The sequence below is a fragment of the Methylobacterium jeotgali genome (genome assembly GCF_022179345.1).
GTDB classification, from domain to species: Bacteria; Pseudomonadota; Alphaproteobacteria; order Rhizobiales; family Beijerinckiaceae; genus Methylobacterium; species Methylobacterium jeotgali.
Genome location: NZ_BPQR01000030.1, coordinates 72,938 through 89,991, shown reverse-complemented (window position 1 = coordinate 89,991; position 17,054 = coordinate 72,938). Strand labels below are relative to the sequence as shown.

The following is a 17,054-nucleotide window of genomic DNA, read 5'->3' as shown; positions in this document are numbered from 1 at the left end:
GCCCGAGCCGTCCTCGGCGAGGTCCCAGCGGTCGGCGACGCCCAGATGCTCCATGTCGGTCACGGCGCGGATGCTGCGGTTGACCCGGCGGTTGACCGAGACGACGCTCGCCCAGACCTGCGCGGTCAGCGCGATCCGCGCCGGCTCGGAAGGGTCCACCGCGCACTCCGCCGCATACGCCTCGCAGAACGCAACCCACGCCACCAGTGGCTTGGCGGGTCCGAGCGGCGCCGCGCCGACGCTCGGCTCGGGGAGCGAGGGCAGCGCCTGCGCGGCGGCGGGGGGGGCGATGAGCGCTCCGAGGGCGGCAAGGCCGAGAGCGATGATGGGGCTGCGCATTGCGGCGTCCTTCGTCCAGTTCGGACAAGGTGCCGCCACGCTCTCTCACCCGCGCTGAAGCGGATGCGCGCAATTTTATCGATTCGCGGCCCGGACGAAGGCGTCACGCAAGACCGGCAATCGGCGGAAAAGGCGATGCGCCAAAACGCGCGGATCGCGTTGACCCGGCGGAAACCAAGCGCGGCCGCGGGACCGGCGTGATCCGTCCTCCGCGCCGTGCGGAGGGATGTGGGTCGATCGCGATGGGAAGTCGCCCGCGCCGGAGCGGCGTCGGCTCAGAGCACGAGGCCGTCGTGGAAGCGGTCCGGCGAGATCGGCAGCAGGAAGCGCACGCCGATGCCGCCCTCGAAGTAGCGCACCACCCGGCACGGGGTCTGGCCGACGTTGACCGAGGCGCCGATCGCCGGGCGCAGGCCCGTGGCGATGGCGGCGCCCGCCATGGAGAAGTCGATGATCCGGGCGAAGCTCTCCCGGCCGCCCTCGAAGCGCAGGGTGACTCCCGCCTGGCGCGGCACGAGGCGCTCGTAGCTGCGCCCCTCCGGCAGCCCGAGGCTCTCGCGGTTGGCGAGCCAGGTGAGCTGGGAGGCGATCTTGTCGCGCTTGCGCGACGTCGCCGTGAGCTGCATCGCGAAGCCGGTGGGCACGACGCGCGCGACCGTGCCCTCGATGCGGCCGATCTGCTCGAGGTAGAGCACTACCCGCTCGCCCACGGAGCCCTGCACGGCGCAGGTCAGCAGCACGCCGCCGGGCGACATGTCGACGGTCTGGCAGGGGAACTCGCGGCGGTCGGCGAGCATGTAGCGGCCGAGGAGCGCCACGCGCACGCGCTCGTGGCGGCGGCGCTCGTCGGCGGCCGGGACGCGTACGACGACGGGGCTCGATGCTGTGGCGACCGCGATCATGACGGCGACCAGGGCCTCCCGCGAAAGTTCCGAGGCCCGCACTCTGATGCGGGGAGAGTTACGAAACTCCTTCGGATGGGCCTCCAATGCGCCGGGGGCGTGCAGCCGTCAGACGCGGCCGCCCCGATGCACCATGAGATGCCCCCGCCGGAAGGGCGCGCTGTCGTTGGCGGGCGCCGGCAGGTCGCCGAGCGTGGCGAGCGCGTCCGGCTCCCGCGCGGACGAATCGGCGCCGCCGAGCACCCGGACCGAGGTGGTCGAGAGCGAGACCGCCGGGCGCAGGCCGAGCCAGGAGGGGACCCCTGCCGGGCTCAGCGCACCGAGGATGCGCGACTGCGTCTTGCCCTGGTGGCGCAGTGGGAGCAGCAGCAGCTCGAGATCGAGGGTCTCGCCGCGCTCCGTCGTGGCGCGCAAGCCCGCCACGACCCCGGCGGTGTCCTGCGCGACGATCTCGACGAGCCGCCAGGGGCCGGGCTCGGACTCCCGCCACAGGGAGGGGAACGACACGCCCTTCAGCTCGCGTCCGAACAGCGCGCAGACCCGCGTGCCGGCGAGCCGCAGCCGGGCGCTGCGCATCGGCAGGTCGATGTCGAGGATCAGGCTGTCGGCGAGAAGCGAGCGGATCTCGCCGGGCTCGATCTCGGCACGATCGGGCGCGGCGCGCTCGCCGCGGAGACGATCCCAGTAGCCGTGGAGGAGGCGGCTCGTCGGATGCTTCATCGTGTCCCGGATCGGTACGCCTGTTCGCGCAGGCAGAGGGCGGGTCCGTCCCCGAGCGGGCCACGACTGAGCGTGAACGTTCCACCGGGAGCGCGGTTCGAGCGCGCCGCCGCACACCCTATGCCCGGCTTCGGCAGACGGCGCGGGTAACTCTTCATTAGGGTTAACGGCCTGTCGGCAGCGCCGGGGCAGGCCGCACGAGACTCGACCGCGACGCCCCCGAGGGACGGGGGTCACCGGCCGCACCGCGGGGGCCGGGACGCTGCCGCGCGCGATCCGCCTCGTTTGGGACTTGCCGCCTCGGTCGGCCTGACGACATGTGCCGGGCATGGACGCCTCACCTCATCTCCCCCGCCAGGGCCGCGTGCCCGTCTTCAACATGCCGGGAATCGTCACCGCCTCGATCGGCCTCCTCATGGCGATCCACGCCCTGCGCGAGTTCGTGCTGCCCGACGCGTGGGACGCCTGGACGATCGTGCATCTCGCCCTGCTGCCGGCGCGGGCGACGCTCGCCCTTGACCCGAGCAAGGCCGAGGCCGTGCTCGCCGCGGCGGCCGCGGCGGCCGATCCTGGCGTCACCGCGGTGCGGGAGGCGTTCGCCCGCTACATCATCGCCGAGCCGAACCTCAGCCCCTGGACCTTCGCGAGCTACGGGCTGCTGCACGGCTCGTGGATGCACGTGATCCTGAACGTCGTCTGGCTCGCCGCCTTTGGCTCGCCCGTGGCGCGCCGCTGCGGAGCCTGGCGCTACGGCGCCATCGCGCTCGCGGGCACCGTGGCGGGCGGTCTCGCGCATGTCCTCGTCGACCCCTTGAGCACCACGCCCCTCGTCGGCGCCTCGGCCGGCATCTCGGCGCTGATGGCGGCCGCCTGCCGGTTCGTGTTCCAGCGCCCGGTCGTCGGCTACGGCGACCGGCCCTGGCAACTGCCCCCGCGCCAGCCCCTGGAGAGCCTGCCGGAGCTCCTGCGCAACCGGACGGCGGCGGCGTTCCTGGCGATCTGGCTCGGGACGAACCTGCTGTTCGGCCTCGTCGCCCTGCCGCTCGGCGCCGACAACGCGGCCATTGCCTGGGACGCCCATCTCGGCGGCTTCCTCGCCGGATTCCTGCTGTTTCCCTATCTCGACGCGCCGTCCCTCCGGCGCCGTTGAGCTGCACCGGACGCGGACCTGAATTGCAACCCGCACTTGCCTTGCCGGTTATCCCGCCACACACTCGCCTTGATCGACGAGAGCGCCACGCCAACGGTCCCCGTCGTCAATCAACGGCACCGCGCCGACGGCGCCGGCAGAAAATGGAGGGAGTGATCCGCATGACCGTCGCACGCATCCTGGCCGAGAAGGGCAGCTCCGTCGTCACCGTGAAGTCGGACGAGACCATCGACACCGCCATCCACTGCCTCGCCAAGCACAGCATCGGCGCGATCATCGTCAGCGACACCGAGGGCGAGGTCACCGGGATCATCTCGGAGCGCGACATCATGCGGGCGCTGGCCCGGGAGGCCGGCTCCGCCTTCGACGCGCCGATCGGCCGCTTCATGACGTCGAACGTCGTGACCTGCACCCGCTCGACCACCATCGAGGAGGTGATGCAGACCATGACCGAGGGCCGCTTCCGCCACCTGCCCGTGGTCGAGAACGGACGGCTCGTCGGCCTGATCTCGATCGGCGACGTCGTGAAGCGCCGCATCGCCGCTGTCGAGGCCGAGCATCAGGCGATGCGCGACTACATCACCATGGCCTGACGCCGGCGCATCGAGCCCGTCACGGAGAGCCCCGCGATCGACGGTCGCGGGCCTTCTCGCACGCGATCCGGAAGAAGCGGCCGCCGGCTCTCCGCGAGGACCGACGACGTCAGTGCCGGGCGCGGGCGCCCTCCAGCGCCGCGCGGATACGGGGGAGGGCGGCGCGGGCGGATTCCCGGCCGAGCGCGATCGCCTCCTCGGCCCGGTGGAAATCGAACTGTCCGACCTCGGCGAGCCGGGGCGCGATGGCCACGTCCGGCGGGTGCTGCTCGAGGCGCGCCCGGGAGATGCGGTCCTGGGTGATGTTGAAGGCATCGAACATCACCCGGCCGATGCCGGGAACCGCCGGCCCGCCGCGCCGCCGGCCGATCGGCAGGCCCGGCAGGCGCAGAGGCCCCACCCCGATCCCCCGCAGGAAGCGCCAGCGCCCGACCGCGTCGGCGCCGGCCTCGATGATCTCGCCGGCCGGCGGCAGCTCGGGCGTGGAGGCCAGCGCCGCGTCGGGCTCGATCACCCGGCCGCCCCGCACCCTCGGGTCGCAGTTGAGGTTGACGCAGATCACCAGCTCGGCCCCGAGCGCCCGCGCGAGGCTCACCGGCACCGGGTTGACCAGGGTGCCGTCCATCAGGAGGCGCCCGTCGAGGCTGACCGGCGGGAAGACGCCGGGGAGGGCGTAGGAGGCGCGGAGCGCGTCGCTGAGGCCGCCCTGGGTCAGCCAGACCTCGTGGCCGGTACCGAGCTCCGTGGCGACGCCGCCGAAGCGCACCGGCAGGTCCTCGACGCTGCGCCCGGCGAGGTCGCGCTCCAGGCGCCGCCGCAGCCGTCCTCCGCCGATCAGGCTCGAACCGGTCAGGCGCAGATCGAGGAGCGCCATGACGCGGGCACGGGTCAGGGAGCGGGCGAACTCGGTGAGCGCGGCGAGCTTGCCGGCGGCGTAGCAGCCGCCCACCACCGCGCCGATGGAGCAGCCGGCCACGACCGCCGGATGGATGCCCGCCGCCTCCAGCTCCTCGAGGACGCCGATATGCGCCCATCCGCGCGCGGAGCCGCCGCCGAGGGCGAGGCCGATGCGGGGAGCGGATGCTTCCGGCGTCGGGGCGGGCTCGACGGTGCCGGCTGGGAAGGGGGCTTCGGCCGCGGCGGCCCGCACCTGGCTCATTCGCCCGTCTGGCGCAGTCGCGCAGGGCCGCCGGCCGGATCGGGCTCGACCGCCCGGTAGAAGCAGGCCCGGCGGCCGGTGTGGCAGCAGCCGCCGTCGCCGCCGACCGCGACGCGGATCAGCAGCGCGTCCTGATCGCAGTCGGTGCGCATCTCGACGACGCGCTGGATCTGGCCGCTGGTGGCGCCCTTGTGCCAGAGCTCCCGGCGGGAGCGGGACCAGTACCAGGCCTCGCCCGTCTCCAGGGTGCGCGCCAGCGATTCGGCGTTCATGTGCGCGAGCATGAGCACGCGGCCGTCCCCGGCATCGACGGCGATGCAGGCGATCAGCCCGTCCGCGTCGAAGCGGGGCGTGAAGCGCGTGCCCTCCTCGACCTCGGCCTTCGTGCCCGGCGGATCGAAGGGCGGCACCGCGCGGGCAAGCTCCGTCATCCCGGCCCCTGACTCAGGCCTTGCCGCCGCGCACCAGCGTGAGGAAGCGGACCTGCTCGTTGGCGTTGTCCCGGAACACGCCCCGGAACTGGGTGGTGATCGTCGAGACGCCGGCCTTCTGGACGCCGCGCATCGCCATGCAGAGATGCTCGGCCTCGACCATCACGGCGACGCCGCGGGGCTCGAGGATGCTCTCGATGACGTCGGCGACCTGGGCGGTCATCGTCTCCTGCGTCTGCAGGCGGCGGGCGAAGGTGTCGACCACGCGGGCGAGCTTCGAGAGGCCGACGACGCCCTTGGTCGGGTAGTAGGCGATGTGGGCGAGCCCCATGAACGGCACCATGTGGTGCTCGCAATGGGAGTAGAACGGGATGTCGCGCACGAGCACGATGTCGGAATAGCCCTCGACCTCCTCGAAGACGCGCTCCAGGAGCTGGCCGGCGTCCTGGTCGTAGCCGCCGAAGAGCTGGCCGTAGGCCTTCACCACGCGGGCGGGCGTATCCAGCAGGCCCTCGCGGTTCGGATCGTCGCCGGCCCAGCGCAGCAGGGTGCGCACGGCGGCCTCGGCCTCCTCGCGGCTCGGACGGCCGAGCGCGATGCCTTCCGGGACGCGGGTGGTGGAGGCGGGCTCGGGCGCGCGCTCCACGGAGATCTCGGAGGGAGCGCGCTCGTTGTCGTTGCGCATGTCCGTCAGCCCCTTCGTGCCCTCGAAGAGGCCATAGGACAGAGACTTGAGCGCGGCATCCATGGCATCCTCGGCCCGTGCGACACGGGTCTTCATCGTCTGGCTGTCCGGCTTGGCGTACATGGTCGAACCGTCCGGGGCAGGCGGACCCGCTGCCCTGATCGAGAACGGCATCCGGTGCCTTGGGCGCGACCCCGGTCGACGGACCGCCTCCTCGCGAAGCGGCGTATGGGCGCCTATATCGTCGTTCTGGCGGCAGCGCGCAATGCACGGGCCGCAAGCCAGATCACCGAGACCGCCGAGAGACCGGCCGTCGCGGCCCGCGGAAAGCGCCACAGCATGCTCGACGACATCTACAACCGCCGCATCCTCGAGCTTGCCGCCGACATTCCGCGCCTCGGCCGGCTGCCCGAGCCGGATGCCAGCGCCACCGCCCACTCGAAGCTCTGCGGCTCGACGGTGACCGTCGACGTTGCGCTCGGGGAGGACGGGCGCGTCGCGGACTTCGCCCACGAGGTCCGGGCCTGCGCGCTCGGGCAGGCCTCCTCCTCGCTGATGGCCCGGCACGTCGTCGGCATGCGCGCCGACGACGTGCGGGCGCTCCGCGAGACCATGCGCGCCATGCTCAAGCAGGACGGGCCGGCGCCGACGGGCGAGCACGCGGAGTTCGCGGTTTTCGAGCCGGTCCGCGCGTTCAAGGCCCGCCATGCCTCGACGCTTCTGACCTTCGACGCCACCGTCGAGGCCCTCGACCGGATCGCGGCGGAGCGGGGCACGGCGACCGCGGCGGAGTAGCCCGGTGCTCGCCCGGGCGGCGCATTGGGCGATTCGGGGCTACCAGCTCACCCTGTCGAGCCTCGTCGGCCGCCAGTGCCGGCACTGGCCGAGCTGCTCCGAGTACACGGACGAGGCGATCGGCCGGCACGGGTTCTGGGCGGGGGGCTGGATGGGCGCCGCCCGCATCTGCCGCTGCGGCCCCTTCGGCACCCACGGCGTCGACATCGTGCCGGACAGGCCGCCGGCGCGGGCGCGCTGGTGGATGCCGTGGCGCTACGGCCGCTGGCGCGGCGTCGAGACGCCCCCGGGCCTCGTCTGCGACGAACCCGACGAGGCCGTGCGCTGACGGTTTCCCAAGGCTTCGAAACGGTCTACAGCGCCGCCCCGACCCCAACCCGCTTACCTGCTTCGTACGCAGGAGTGAGCGACGGAGACCGACCGATGCCTCTGCTCACCTTCCCCGACGGCAATTCCCGCAGCATCGAGCCGGGGACGACCGGCCGGAGCGTCGTCGAGGGCATCGCCAAGTCGCTCGCCAAGCGCACCGTCGCCATGACGCTGGACGGGCGCCTCGCCGATCTCGACGACGCGATCGAGGCGGATGCCGCCATCGAGTTCGTCTCGCGCGACGATCCCCGCGCCCTGGAGCTGATCCGCCACGACTGCGCGCACGTGCTCGCCGAGGCCGTGCAGGCGCTGTGGCCGGAGACGCAGGTCACGATCGGCCCGGTGATCGAGAACGGCTTCTACTACGACTTCGCCCGCTCCGAGCCCTTCACTCCGGAGGACTTCCCGGCGATCGAGGCGAAGATGCGCGAGATCATTCAGCGCGACGCCCCCTTCACCAAGGAGGTCTGGAAGCGCGACGCCGTGCGCGCGCTCTTTTCGGAGAAGGGCGAGGGCTACAAGGTCGAGCTCGTCGACGCGATCCCGCCCGGCGAGGACCTGCGCATCTACCGGCAGGGCGATTGGTTCGATCTCTGCCGCGGCCCGCACATGACCTCGACGGGCAAGGTCGGGGCCGCCTTCAAGCTGATGAAGGTCGCGGGCGCCTACTGGCGGGGCGATTCCAACAACCCGATGCTGACCCGCATCTACGGGACGGCCTGGGCCTCGAAGGAGGATCTCGACGGCTACCTGCACCGTCTCGAGGAGGCGGAGCGCCGCGACCATCGGCGGCTGGGGCGCGAGATGGACCTCTTCCACTTCCAGGAGGAAGGCCCCGGCGTCGTGTTCTGGCACGCCAAGGGGTGGACCGTCTTCCAGGAGCTGATCGCCTACATGCGCCGGCGCCTCAAGGGCGACTACGCCGAGGTGAACGCGCCCCAGATCCTCGACAAGGCGCTCTGGGAGACATCCGGCCACTGGGGCTGGTACCGGGAGAACATGTTCGCCGCCCAATCCGCCGGCGACGAGGCCGAGGACAAGCGCTGGTTCGCGCTCAAGCCCATGAACTGCCCTGGCCACGTGCAGATCTTCAAGCACGGCCTCAAGTCCTACCGCGATCTGCCTCTGCGCATGGCGGAATTCGGCGTCGTGCACCGCTACGAGCCGTCCGGCGCCATGCACGGGCTGATGCGGGTGCGCGGCTTCACGCAGGACGACGCGCACATCTTCTGCACCGAGGACCAGCTTGCCGCCGAGTGCCTGAAGATCAACGACCTGATCCTCTCGACCTATGCCGATTTCGGCTTCGGCGAGATCCTGGTGAAGCTCTCGACCCGGCCGGAGAAGCGCGTGGGCTCCGACGCCCTCTGGGACCACGCAGAAGAGGTGATGACGCGGGTGCTGGCGCAGATCGAGGAGCAGTCCGGCGGGCGCATCCGCACGGCGATTAACCCAGGCGAGGGCGCATTTTACGGGCCCAAGTTCGAGTACGTTCTCAGGGACGCCATCGGCCGCGACTGGCAGTGCGGGACGACGCAGGTCGACTTCAACCTGCCCGAGCGCTTCGGCGCCTTCTACGTCGACGCCGACAGCGGCAAGAAGGCCCCGGTGATGATCCACCGGGCCATCTGCGGCTCGCTGGAGCGCTTCACCGGCATCCTCATCGAGCATTTCGCCGGGCACTTCCCGCTCTGGCTCGCCCCGGTGCAGATCGTCGTCGCGACGATCACCAGCGAGGCGGACGCCTATGCCCGCGAGGTTGTGCGCCTGCTCGAGCGCGCCGGCCTCCGGGTCGAGGCGGACCTCAGGAACGAGAAGATCAACTACAAGGTCCGCGAACACTCGCTCGCCAAGGTGCCGGTGATGCTCGTCGTCGGCCGCAAGGAGGGCGAGGAGCGCACGGTCTCGGTGCGCCGCCTCGGCAGCCAGAGGACCACGACCCTCGCCCTCGACGCCGCGCTCGCGGCCTTCGTGGAGGAGGCGACCTCCCCGGATCGCCGGCGTTCGGACGCCGTCGCCGAGAGCCTGCCGAGCACCGACGCGGTCCTCGACGGGCAGCATGTCGAGCAGCCGGCGCCGTAGGCACCGGTCACGGGTGAGGCCGCTCGGCGGACCTCACCCTTCCATCGCCCGCGACAGCTCCGTGAACACCCTCGGGTTCGTGCACTGGGCGACGTTGAAGCGCAGGAAGCCGGCGGCGCCCTGGCCGATCGAGAAGACGTTGCCCGGCGCCAGCACGACGCCGCGGGCGAGGGCCCGGCGGGAGACATCGGCCGCGTCGAGCCCCTCCGGCAGGCACGTCCAGAGGAACATCCCCGCGCTCGGCACGAAGGGCACGCTCAGACCCGCCTGCCTGAGCCGCTGCACCACCGTGCCGCGCACGTCCGACAGCCGGGTGCGCAGGGCGTCGAGGTGGTGGCGGTAGCTGCCCTCGGCGAGGAACCGGTGGATGGTCGCGGCGGTGAGGTGGTTGTCGCTGAGGCAGACCGCGAGCTTGAGGTCGACGAGGCGCTCGACCCAGTCCGGCCGGATCGCGATCACGCCGATCCGCGCGCCGGTCGAAAGCGTCTTCGAGAAGCCGCCGACATGGATCACCCGGTCGAGCCCGTCGAAGCCGGCGAGCCGCGGAGCCGGCTCCGTCTCGAAATCGGCGTAGGCGTCGTCCTCGACGATCAAGGTGCCGTGCATCTCCGCGAGCCGCAGCATCCGGTGGACGACGACCGGGCTCGGCGTGGCGCCGGTTGGGTTCTGGAGGCCTGAATTGGTGATGTAGAAGCGGGGCTTGTGCTCGATCAGCGCCCGCTCGAAGGCGGCGAGGTCCGGCCCCTCGCCTCCGAACGGGACGCCGACCATCCGCAGGCGGTGAGCGCGGGCGAGCGCCTGGAAGGAGAAGTAGCAGGGATCGTCCAGCAGCACCGTGTCGCCGGGCTCTGCGAGGAAGCGGATGACGAGGTCGAGAGCCTGCGTCGTCGAATCGGTCAGCACGAGCTGGTCGGGATGGGCGCGGATGCCCCGCTCGGTCAGACGCAGGGCGAGCTGCTGGCGCAGCGGCGCGTGACCCTGGGGCGTATCGTAGGACATCACCGCGCGGCTCTGCCGGGCGACGTGGCGCAGCGCCCGGCGCAGCTCCTCCTCCGGCAGCCATTCGGGCGGGAGCCAGCCGCAGCCGGGCTTCAGGGAATCCGGCCCCGCCTCCAGCGACTGCCGCGTGATCCAGACCGGATCGACCGCCCGGTCGAGCCGCGGCCCGATGGCGGCGAGACGGAACGGCTCCGGTCGGGCCGAGACGAAGAAGCCGGAGCCCGGCCGGGAGACGATGGCGCCCCGCGCCGCCAGCCGGTCGTAGGCCTCGACCACCGTCGACTTCGAGACCCCCATGCTCTCGGCGAGCCCGCGCACCGAGGGAAGGCGGGCGCCGGGGCCGAGCGCACGGGCCTCGATCCGGTCCTCGATCGCCCGGATCACGGTCTCGATTCGCGACGGCGCCGTCGCCGGCACCCGCTCGCGCACGGCCTCCGTCATCGCTGTCCTCCGAACTGTACTGCCGTCCGTTCCGGACAGTTCGTCAGGATCGTACCGTAACCGTCACTGTCGAGAAAAGGACGATCCGCGCATATCCGGGCCGCCGCAACGCCGGAGACGAGCATGATCGGGACGAGAGAGAGCCTCGAACGCCACGGCGAGACCCGCGCCTGGATCGTGCGGCGCTTCCACGACGCCCTCGTCGTGGTCGGCGGGCTCGTCCTGGCGCTGCCCCTGATCGTGCCGTTCGCCTGACCGGCCGGCGGTCGCCCTCGCGGGCGGAAAGATCTTCGACCGGAAACGCCATGACCCTCCGGCGATCTCGGAAGGGCTTCGATCCCCGAAGGAACCGAACGATGGATCAGTCCGCCTGGAACTCCGCGACGACGGAGTGGCGAGCCTACGGCGCCCGCGACGCGATCGTCTTCGCCCTCGGCTTCATCCTGGCGCTGATGCTGATCGTGCCGTTCGCCTGACGCGTCAGCCGGTGACGCAGTTGCCCTCGAACAAGGTCCTGGCGCGCTCCACGGCGCGAAAATCCGCCCTGCTCGCCGGGCTGCGCAGCTCCGGGCCCTCGGGCAGGCGGCCGAAGAATTCTTCCGGGATGTCGGCGACGAAGCCGCGCGGACCGGTATAGGCCCCCATGCGATTGCGGGTGTCGACGGTGCCGCACAGGGCCCCGGCGCGGCCGATCCTCAGACCCGCCACCCGCGCCTCCGGATCGCGCAGCCGCTGCTTGATCAAATCGAGCAAGGTCTGCGTCGCGCCCGCGTCCAAGACCGCGCCCGAGCCGTCGACGATCGTCTGCGCCCGCGCCGCCGTCGCGCCGGCGAGGATCGGGAGGGCCGCCAGGGCGATCCGGGGAACGCGCATCCGGGTTCAGCTTCCCTTGGCCACGACCTCGATGTCCCGGTCGAGCCCGCTCTCGACCTTGAACTCGCGGGAGTAGACCTGCCCGTCGTGGCGGGCGATCAGCACGTAGTCGCCCTCGGCCAGCGTCACCTGCGGGAAGGCGCCGATCGCTTCGCGGATGGTATCGCCGCCGGGCGTCAGCACGCTGAAGGCGGTGCCGGCGAAGGCCTCGGCGCCGGGCGCCGAGACGAGCTTCAGCGTCACCGTGGCGGCCCTGTGGTTCATGGTGGCGTCGGTGAGCCGGCCGTTCTCGACCTTGAGGTCGGCCCGCTGGATGGCGTTCGATTCCCCATAGGTCGAGACCACGTGATAGGTGCCCTCGGGCAGGCGCAGCACCTCGCCGGCCTTGACGCCGCCGCGCACCAGCCGCCCCTCGGAGTTGGTGCCGACCGGCACGAACACCTGGAAGGACAGCTCGGCCGGGGCGATCCGGGCGTCGCCGATGGCGCCGGAGAGGCGCAGCGCCCCGGCGCTGATCTTGAGCTGCTCGGTGACCGGCTGGCCGCTCATCGCGACCTTCCGCGAGGCGCTGGCGAAGCCGTAGGTGACGGTGGCGACGTAGGTGCCGGGCGCGAGGTTGAGGACCGGCGCCGCGTCGTTCGAGCGGGCGACGATCGACGGGCGGACGCCGTCGCTGCGGTCCTCGTAGATCCGCCACGTCAGTCCCGAGCGCAGCAGCCGGTCGCTGCCGGCGAACACCGCAGAGAGGCTCAGCGGCGCCTCGCCCTGCGCCGGCCCACCGAGGGAGGGCAGGTTGCTCATGCCGCCGAAGGTGCCGCCCTGCGCCAGAGCCGGCGCGCCGGAGAGCGCGAGGCCGAGCGCCCCGATCGCCGTTGCCTTGCTGAGCGCCATCCTGAAGGCCCTGCCGCTTCCTGATCGAACCGAGATTTGCCAGAAGCAGCCCTGGACCGCGACCGTGGCGCGCGCAAGGCATCCGGCCTCCCCGGCGTGCGGCCTCCGTCCCATATCGGGCCCGCAGGCCCCGAAACCCGAGATCCCCCGCCATGAGCGCGACGATGAACCCGACCCTCGACATGCTGGCCCGCCGCCGCTCGGTGCCGCCGATGCTGCTGAACGCCCCCGGCCCGACCCGCGAGGAGCTCGACGCCATCCTCACCCTCGCATCGCGGGTGCCGGATCACGGCAAGCTCGCCCCCTGGCGCTTCGTCGTGATCGAGGGGGAGGCCCGCGCCCGCCTCGGCGCGATCATCGCGGACGCCTACCGGGCCGACCATCCGGAAGCCGGCGAGGACCGTCTCGCCCTGGAGCGGCAGCGCCTTTCCCATGCCCCCGTGGTGGTGGCGGTGGTCTCCCGCGCCGCGCCCCACGCCAAGATCCCGGAATGGGAGCAGGTGCTGTCCGCGGGCGCGGCGGCGATGAACCTCGTGGTCGCCGCGAATGCGTCCGGCTTCGCGACCTCCTGGCTAACCGAGTGGTTCGGCTACGACCGGCGCGTGCTGGAGGCGATGGGGCTGGCGCCCGAGGAGCGGCTCGCCGGCTTCGTGCATGTCGGCCGGCCCTCGGAGGTGCCCTCGGACCGGCCGAGGCCGAGCCTCGACGAGATCGTCACCCGGCTCTGAGTGGCGCGGCCATGCACTACGATCTCGCCGCCCCGAGCCTGCCCCACAACCCGCTGAAGGCCATCGTCGCGCCGCGCCCCATCGGCTGGATCAGCGCCATGAGCCGGGAGGGCGCGCTCAACCTCGCGCCCTACTCGTTCTTCAACGCGGTCGCCGACGACATGGTCGCCTTCTCCTCCTCGGGGCGGAAGGACGCCATGACCTTCGCGGAGGACGGCGGCGAGTTCGTCTGCAACCTCGCGAGCTACGATCTGCGCGAGGGCATGAACGCCAGCTCCGCGCCGCTGGCGCGCGGGCACAGCGAGTTCGAGCACGCGGGGTTGCGCACGGCGCCCTCGCGCCTCGTGCGGCCGCCCCGCGTCGCAGAGGCACCGGCGGCGCTCGAGTGCAAGTGGCTCCAGACCGTGCCGCTCAAGCCCCTCGGCGGCGGCGAGCCGACGAACTTCCTGGTGATCGGCCAGGTGGTCTCGATCTACGTGGACGACCGCTTCGTCGCGGACGGCCTCGTCGACACCGCCGCCATGCGCCCGATCATGCGGGGCGGCGCCTTCGACTATTTCTCGGTCACTCCCGAGAACCGCTTCGAGATGCGGCGTCCGAAGGGTGGCGGCTGAGGCTCGCCGCCGCTACGAGCCGACCTCGAGGCGCACGATGAGCCCGTCGACATGGCAGATGCGCACGGGCAGGCCCTCCCTGATCGGGCCGCCATGGGAGGCGCTGGTGTTGAAGCCGCCGGTGACGATGTAGTCCGAGTAGCTGAACGGCACGCCGTTCACCTCGAAGCGCTCCCGGTCGTGACCGCCATAGGGCATCGGGTGGAACCGCGCGACGCGCCCCTCGACCGTCGCGCAGCGGTTGCCCAGCACGGCCTCGCCGGCCTCGTCGGTGGCGCTCCAGCGCGCGCCCAGCGTCACGAGCGTGTGGAGGCCGAAGACCAGCGGAAGGGCGGGGACGACCGATCGATGGGCCAGGGGCTTCGGCAAGCCCAACCGCACCAGCGTGTCCGGGCGGAACCAGAGGTAGGCGCCGAGCAGCATCAGGCCGACGCCGAGGAGGAACGGAACCACGCGCTCGCTCCCGGCAGTCGACGCATCGAACACCGTGACGTACTGCATCCCGACTCCGCCGCGCGGCGACCGCGAGAGGCCTCTCGGCCCGGCGCAGGACACGGCCACGTCTCGCTTCGGGCGTTTGCGGCGGGCCGGCGCTTCAGCCTTCCTTTACCATAAACGCAACAGGATCACGGCCTTCGAGGAAGCGCCGTCCGGCGCGCCTCGCGCCGCTCGGGGGCCCGAGCGGTGCCCCCCGGTCGGACGGTCCATGTTCCTGTTCACGACGCCTTCCACCGGTAGCCAGGACGCCCCCCGGGGCGCGGCCGCCGCGACGGCCTCACGGAGCGCCGGCGCACCGGCCGGAATCGTCGAGGCGATCCGGCAGGGAGCGCAGTCGACCGGCGTCGGCTTCGACTATCTTCTCGCCACGGCGCAGCGGGAATCCTCCCTCGATCCGTCCGCCAAGGCCGCGACCTCCAGCGCCACCGGGCTGTTCCAGTTCATCGAGCAGACTTGGCTCGGCACCATGAAAAGCGCCGGGCCCTCCCTCGGGCTGTCCTCCTACGCCGACGCCATCACCGCGCGCTCCGACGGCAGCTACGCCGTCGCCGACCCGAGTGCGAAGCAGGCGATCCTCGACCTGCGCAAGGACCCGCAGGTCGCCGCGACGCTGGCCGGGGCCCTGACCCAGAAGAACCGCGAATCGCTCAGCGCCAGCCTCGGCCGCGCGCCGACCGCGGGCGACCTCTACGCGGCCCATGTCCTCGGAGCGAAGGGCGCCGCGACCCTGATCGCCTCGGCGCAGGGAAGCCCCGCGCGCGCCGCGGCGGTCGACCTGCCGGAGGCGGCCGCCGCCAACCGCAGCCTGTTCTACGACAAGACGGGGCGGCCGCGCTCGTCCTCGGAGCTCTACGCGACCCTGTCGGCCGCCGCCTCCGGGCGCGCGAGCGTGCCGGCGAGCGACGTCACCGCCGTGCCCGGCGCCACCGCCTACGCCTCGCTCGGCGGCGACCTGCGCTCGCTGTTCCAGACGGATGCCCGCAAGGGTGCGGTCTCGGACGGGGTGGCCAAGCTCTGGCAGGGCCGCTCCGGCGCCTCGGACGCCCGCGCCGCGCCGAGCTACTTCCCGCGTTCCAACACGAGCGCCGACCCCGCCGAGACGACGGGGAGCCTGGCCGAGACATCGGCCGAGGCATCGGCGCCGACGACCGGCCTCGCCCTGGTCGGCGCGCCGCTTCCGCCCCGGCGCCCGGCCGAGCTCTCGGCCGGCGCGTCCGTTCCCGCGCGGCAGGCCCGCGCGAGCGCGCCCCTCGACCTGTCCCAGTTCACGATCCGGAGCGGTCCATGATCGTCCGCCAGTTCCTCGCCGCGACGCAGCATCCCTCCGCCGGGCGGCGGGCCGAGGCCGCCTCGGCGCTGGCCCGCGCCTATCTCCACGGCAATCTCGGGCCGGAGGCGGCCTGGGAGGCCAAGACCGCGCTGCTCGCGCTCCTCGACGATCCGTCGCCGCTCGTCCGCCGGGCGCTGGCGGAAGCCTGCGCGGGCTCCGAGCGCACGCCGCGGCCCGTCGCCGTGGCGCTCGCCTCCGACCAGCCGGAGATCGCGGGCCTGCTCCTCTCGCGCTCGCCGGTGCTCAACGATTCCGACCTCGTGGACGCCGCCGCCATGGGCTGCGAAGCGGCCCGCGCGGCGATCGCCGGGCGCCACCACCTCTCCGCCACCGTCGCGGGGGCGCTTGCCGAGATCGGCGCGCCGGAGACCCTGGCGATCCTCGCCGCCAACGCCACCGCGCGCATCACCACCGGGCGCCTGCTGCGCATGGTCGAGCGCCACGGCGGGGACGCGGGCCTGCGTGAAGCGCTCCTCGCCCGACCGGACCTGCCGCCGGAGGTGCGCCACGCCTGCGCCGCGGCGCTGGCCCGTTCGCTCGCCGCCTTCACGATCGGCTGCGGATGGCTCGGCGCCGAGCGCGGCGAGCGCCTCGCCCGCGAGGCCGGGGAGCGCGCCGTGATCGAGGTCTGCGCCGGGGCGGCGCCGGAGACGGTCGCCCGCGTGGTCCGGCACCTGCGCGCGAGCGGCCAGCTCAACGCCGGGCTGATCCTGCGGGCGATGCTCTCGGGGGCGGCCGTCCTCGTCGAGGCGGCGCTCGCCGATCTCTGCGGCCTGCGGCCCGAGCGGGTCGCGGCCGGAATGCGCGACGCCCGCGGCTTCGCGGCGCTCCACCGCCGCGCCGGCCTGCCGGAGGTGCTGCTGCCCGCCTTCACCGCCGCGCTGTCGGCCTGGAACGAGACCGCGTCCGGCCACGCCGCCGCGCAGGGCGCGGCCCTGTCGCGCCGGATGATCGAGCGGGCGCTCACCGCCTGCGAGGACATGCCGTTCGCCGAGGCCCAGGGGCTCCTGGCGCTGCTGACCCGCTACGAGGTCGAGGCCGCCCGCGACGAGGCCCGCGAGGTCGCCCAGCGCCTCGCCGCCCGCGACGAGGCTGTCCACGAAGCCATGCCGGCCACCGCCTGGCCGGAGGCCGTCGCTGACGAACGGCCGGAGGCGGCGCCCATGCCCGTCTTCCCGGAAGCGTTCTTCTCAGAGGCATCCTTCCCGGAGGCGTCCCCGCCGGAAGCCTCGCGGCCGGAGCCGGTGCCGGCCGCGCCCGTCCGGGACGTCCGCATCGACGCGGTGCTGGAAAGCCTGCCCGAGGCGATCCTCGGCAGCCTGATGGCAGCGCGCGCCGAGAACGAGCGGCGGTCGGAAGAGGCGAGTCACGAGAGCGTCCCGGAGGCCGAGACCATCCCCGCCGCCCTGGTGGCGAGCTACCGGCCGGATCACGTCCGGCTCGCCGCCTGACGGA

At 72.7% G+C, this 17,054-nt stretch carries 20 protein-coding genes; 10 read left to right on the top strand and 10 right to left on the bottom strand.

Features of this window, described 5'->3' with window-relative positions:
• The 3 genes from MFF04_RS09380 to MFF04_RS09370 form a co-directional block, all read right to left on the bottom strand.
• Positions 1-339 (bottom strand): transglutaminase-like cysteine peptidase (locus MFF04_RS09380; protein ID WP_238275294.1); only part of this gene is annotated, 339 nt, incomplete at its 3' end.
• Between the two features lie 275 nt (positions 340-614).
• Positions 615-1,241, bottom strand: a complete 627-nt coding sequence (locus MFF04_RS09375) for a PilZ domain-containing protein (RefSeq protein ID WP_238275293.1) — start codon at positions 1,239-1,241, stop codon at positions 615-617.
• A 108-nt stretch (positions 1,242-1,349) separates the two neighbouring features.
• On the bottom strand, positions 1,350-1,961 hold the full coding sequence (locus MFF04_RS09370) for a PAS domain-containing protein (RefSeq protein ID WP_238275292.1): 612 nt from the start codon (positions 1,959-1,961) through the stop codon (positions 1,350-1,352).
• Between the two features lie 328 nt (positions 1,962-2,289).
• Between MFF04_RS09370 and MFF04_RS09365 the strand changes: the two genes are divergently transcribed.
• Positions 2,290-3,111 (top strand): rhomboid family intramembrane serine protease, encoded by an 822-nt coding sequence (locus MFF04_RS09365; RefSeq protein WP_238275291.1) that lies wholly within the window; start codon positions 2,290-2,292, stop codon positions 3,109-3,111.
• A gap of 161 nt (positions 3,112-3,272) precedes the next feature.
• Positions 3,273-3,704, top strand: coding sequence for a CBS domain-containing protein (locus MFF04_RS09360; protein ID WP_238275288.1), 432 nt, complete (start codon positions 3,273-3,275; stop codon positions 3,702-3,704).
• A 109-nt stretch (positions 3,705-3,813) separates the two neighbouring features.
• Here MFF04_RS09360 and MFF04_RS09355 read toward each other — a convergent pair whose 3' ends face one another.
• From MFF04_RS09355 to folE, 3 genes are read right to left on the bottom strand one after another with little or no spacing between them, the layout of a single operon-like run.
• Complete coding sequence (locus tag MFF04_RS09355) at positions 3,814-4,863, bottom strand: patatin-like phospholipase family protein (protein ID WP_238275286.1); 1,050 nt, start codon at positions 4,861-4,863, stop codon at positions 3,814-3,816.
• Entirely contained in the window at positions 4,860-5,294 is a 435-nt protein-coding gene (hisI, locus tag MFF04_RS09350) for a phosphoribosyl-AMP cyclohydrolase (protein ID WP_238275285.1), read from the bottom strand. Before hisI ends, MFF04_RS09355 begins: the two co-directional genes overlap by 4 nt.
• Positions 5,295-5,307: 13 nt before the next feature.
• Positions 5,308-6,042 carry a GTP cyclohydrolase I FolE gene (gene folE, locus MFF04_RS09345; RefSeq protein WP_502692902.1) on the bottom strand — a complete coding sequence of 245 codons (735 nt, stop codon included), beginning with the start codon at positions 6,040-6,042 and terminating at the stop codon, positions 5,308-5,310.
• Between the two features lie 276 nt (positions 6,043-6,318).
• Between folE and MFF04_RS09340 the strand changes: the two genes are divergently transcribed.
• The 3 genes from MFF04_RS09340 to thrS all read left to right on the top strand — a co-directional run bounded on the left by MFF04_RS09340 (position 6,319) and on the right by thrS (position 9,225).
• Positions 6,319-6,774 (top strand): iron-sulfur cluster assembly scaffold protein, encoded by a 456-nt coding sequence (locus MFF04_RS09340; protein ID WP_238275300.1) that lies wholly within the window; start codon positions 6,319-6,321, stop codon positions 6,772-6,774.
• Positions 6,775-6,778: 4 nt separating this feature from the next.
• A complete protein-coding gene (gene yidD, locus MFF04_RS09335) occupies positions 6,779-7,102 on the top strand; it encodes a membrane protein insertion efficiency factor YidD (RefSeq protein WP_238275283.1) in 324 nt (107 codons plus the stop codon).
• 95 nt (positions 7,103-7,197) lie between these two features.
• Entirely contained in the window at positions 7,198-9,225 is a 2,028-nt protein-coding gene (thrS, locus tag MFF04_RS09330; protein WP_238275282.1) for a threonine--tRNA ligase, read from the top strand.
• A 33-nt stretch (positions 9,226-9,258) separates the two neighbouring features.
• Here thrS and MFF04_RS09325 read toward each other — a convergent pair whose 3' ends face one another.
• On the bottom strand, positions 9,259-10,665 hold the full coding sequence (locus tag MFF04_RS09325; protein WP_238275281.1) for an aminotransferase-like domain-containing protein: 1,407 nt from the start codon (positions 10,663-10,665) through the stop codon (positions 9,259-9,261).
• Between the two features lie 123 nt (positions 10,666-10,788).
• Here MFF04_RS09325 and MFF04_RS21920 point away from each other — a divergent pair, with 123 nt between their 5' ends.
• A complete protein-coding gene (locus MFF04_RS21920) occupies positions 10,789-10,920 on the top strand; it encodes a hypothetical protein (protein ID WP_283206355.1) in 132 nt (43 codons plus the stop codon).
• 225 nt (positions 10,921-11,145) lie between these two features.
• Here the strand turns inward: MFF04_RS21920 and MFF04_RS09320 are convergent, their stop codons facing one another.
• Together MFF04_RS09320 and MFF04_RS09315 are read right to left on the bottom strand one after the other, a co-directional pair.
• Positions 11,146-11,538: a hypothetical protein gene (locus tag MFF04_RS09320; protein ID WP_238275280.1), complete on the bottom strand. Its 393-nt coding sequence runs from the start codon at positions 11,536-11,538 to the stop codon at positions 11,146-11,148.
• A 6-nt stretch (positions 11,539-11,544) separates the two neighbouring features.
• On the bottom strand, positions 11,545-12,429 hold the full coding sequence (locus tag MFF04_RS09315) for an RgsD C-terminal domain-containing protein (protein WP_238275279.1): 885 nt from the start codon (positions 12,427-12,429) through the stop codon (positions 11,545-11,547).
• Positions 12,430-12,593: 164 nt separating this feature from the next.
• On the opposite strand from MFF04_RS09315, the gene MFF04_RS09310 reads away from it, so the two are divergent.
• On the top strand, positions 12,594-13,157 hold the full coding sequence (locus MFF04_RS09310; RefSeq protein WP_238275298.1) for a nitroreductase family protein: 564 nt from the start codon (positions 12,594-12,596) through the stop codon (positions 13,155-13,157).
• Positions 13,158-13,168: 11 nt separating this feature from the next.
• Complete coding sequence (locus tag MFF04_RS09305; protein WP_238275277.1) at positions 13,169-13,771, top strand: flavin reductase family protein; 603 nt, start codon at positions 13,169-13,171, stop codon at positions 13,769-13,771.
• Between the two features lie 12 nt (positions 13,772-13,783).
• Here the strand turns inward: MFF04_RS09305 and MFF04_RS09300 are convergent, their stop codons facing one another.
• Positions 13,784-14,272, bottom strand: coding sequence for a hypothetical protein (locus tag MFF04_RS09300; protein WP_238275275.1), 489 nt, complete (start codon positions 14,270-14,272; stop codon positions 13,784-13,786).
• Between the two features lie 205 nt (positions 14,273-14,477).
• On the opposite strand from MFF04_RS09300, the gene MFF04_RS09295 reads away from it, so the two are divergent.
• The gene (locus tag MFF04_RS09295) at positions 14,478-15,557 is read left to right on the top strand and encodes a transglycosylase SLT domain-containing protein (RefSeq protein WP_238275272.1); all 1,080 of its coding nucleotides are present in this window, start codon (positions 14,478-14,480) and stop codon (positions 15,555-15,557) included.
• The gene (locus MFF04_RS09290) at positions 15,554-17,050 is read left to right on the top strand and encodes a DUF2336 domain-containing protein (protein ID WP_238275270.1); all 1,497 of its coding nucleotides are present in this window, start codon (positions 15,554-15,556) and stop codon (positions 17,048-17,050) included. The genes MFF04_RS09295 and MFF04_RS09290 overlap by 4 nt, the downstream gene beginning before the upstream one ends.
• The last annotated feature ends 4 nt before the right edge of the window (positions 17,051-17,054 follow it).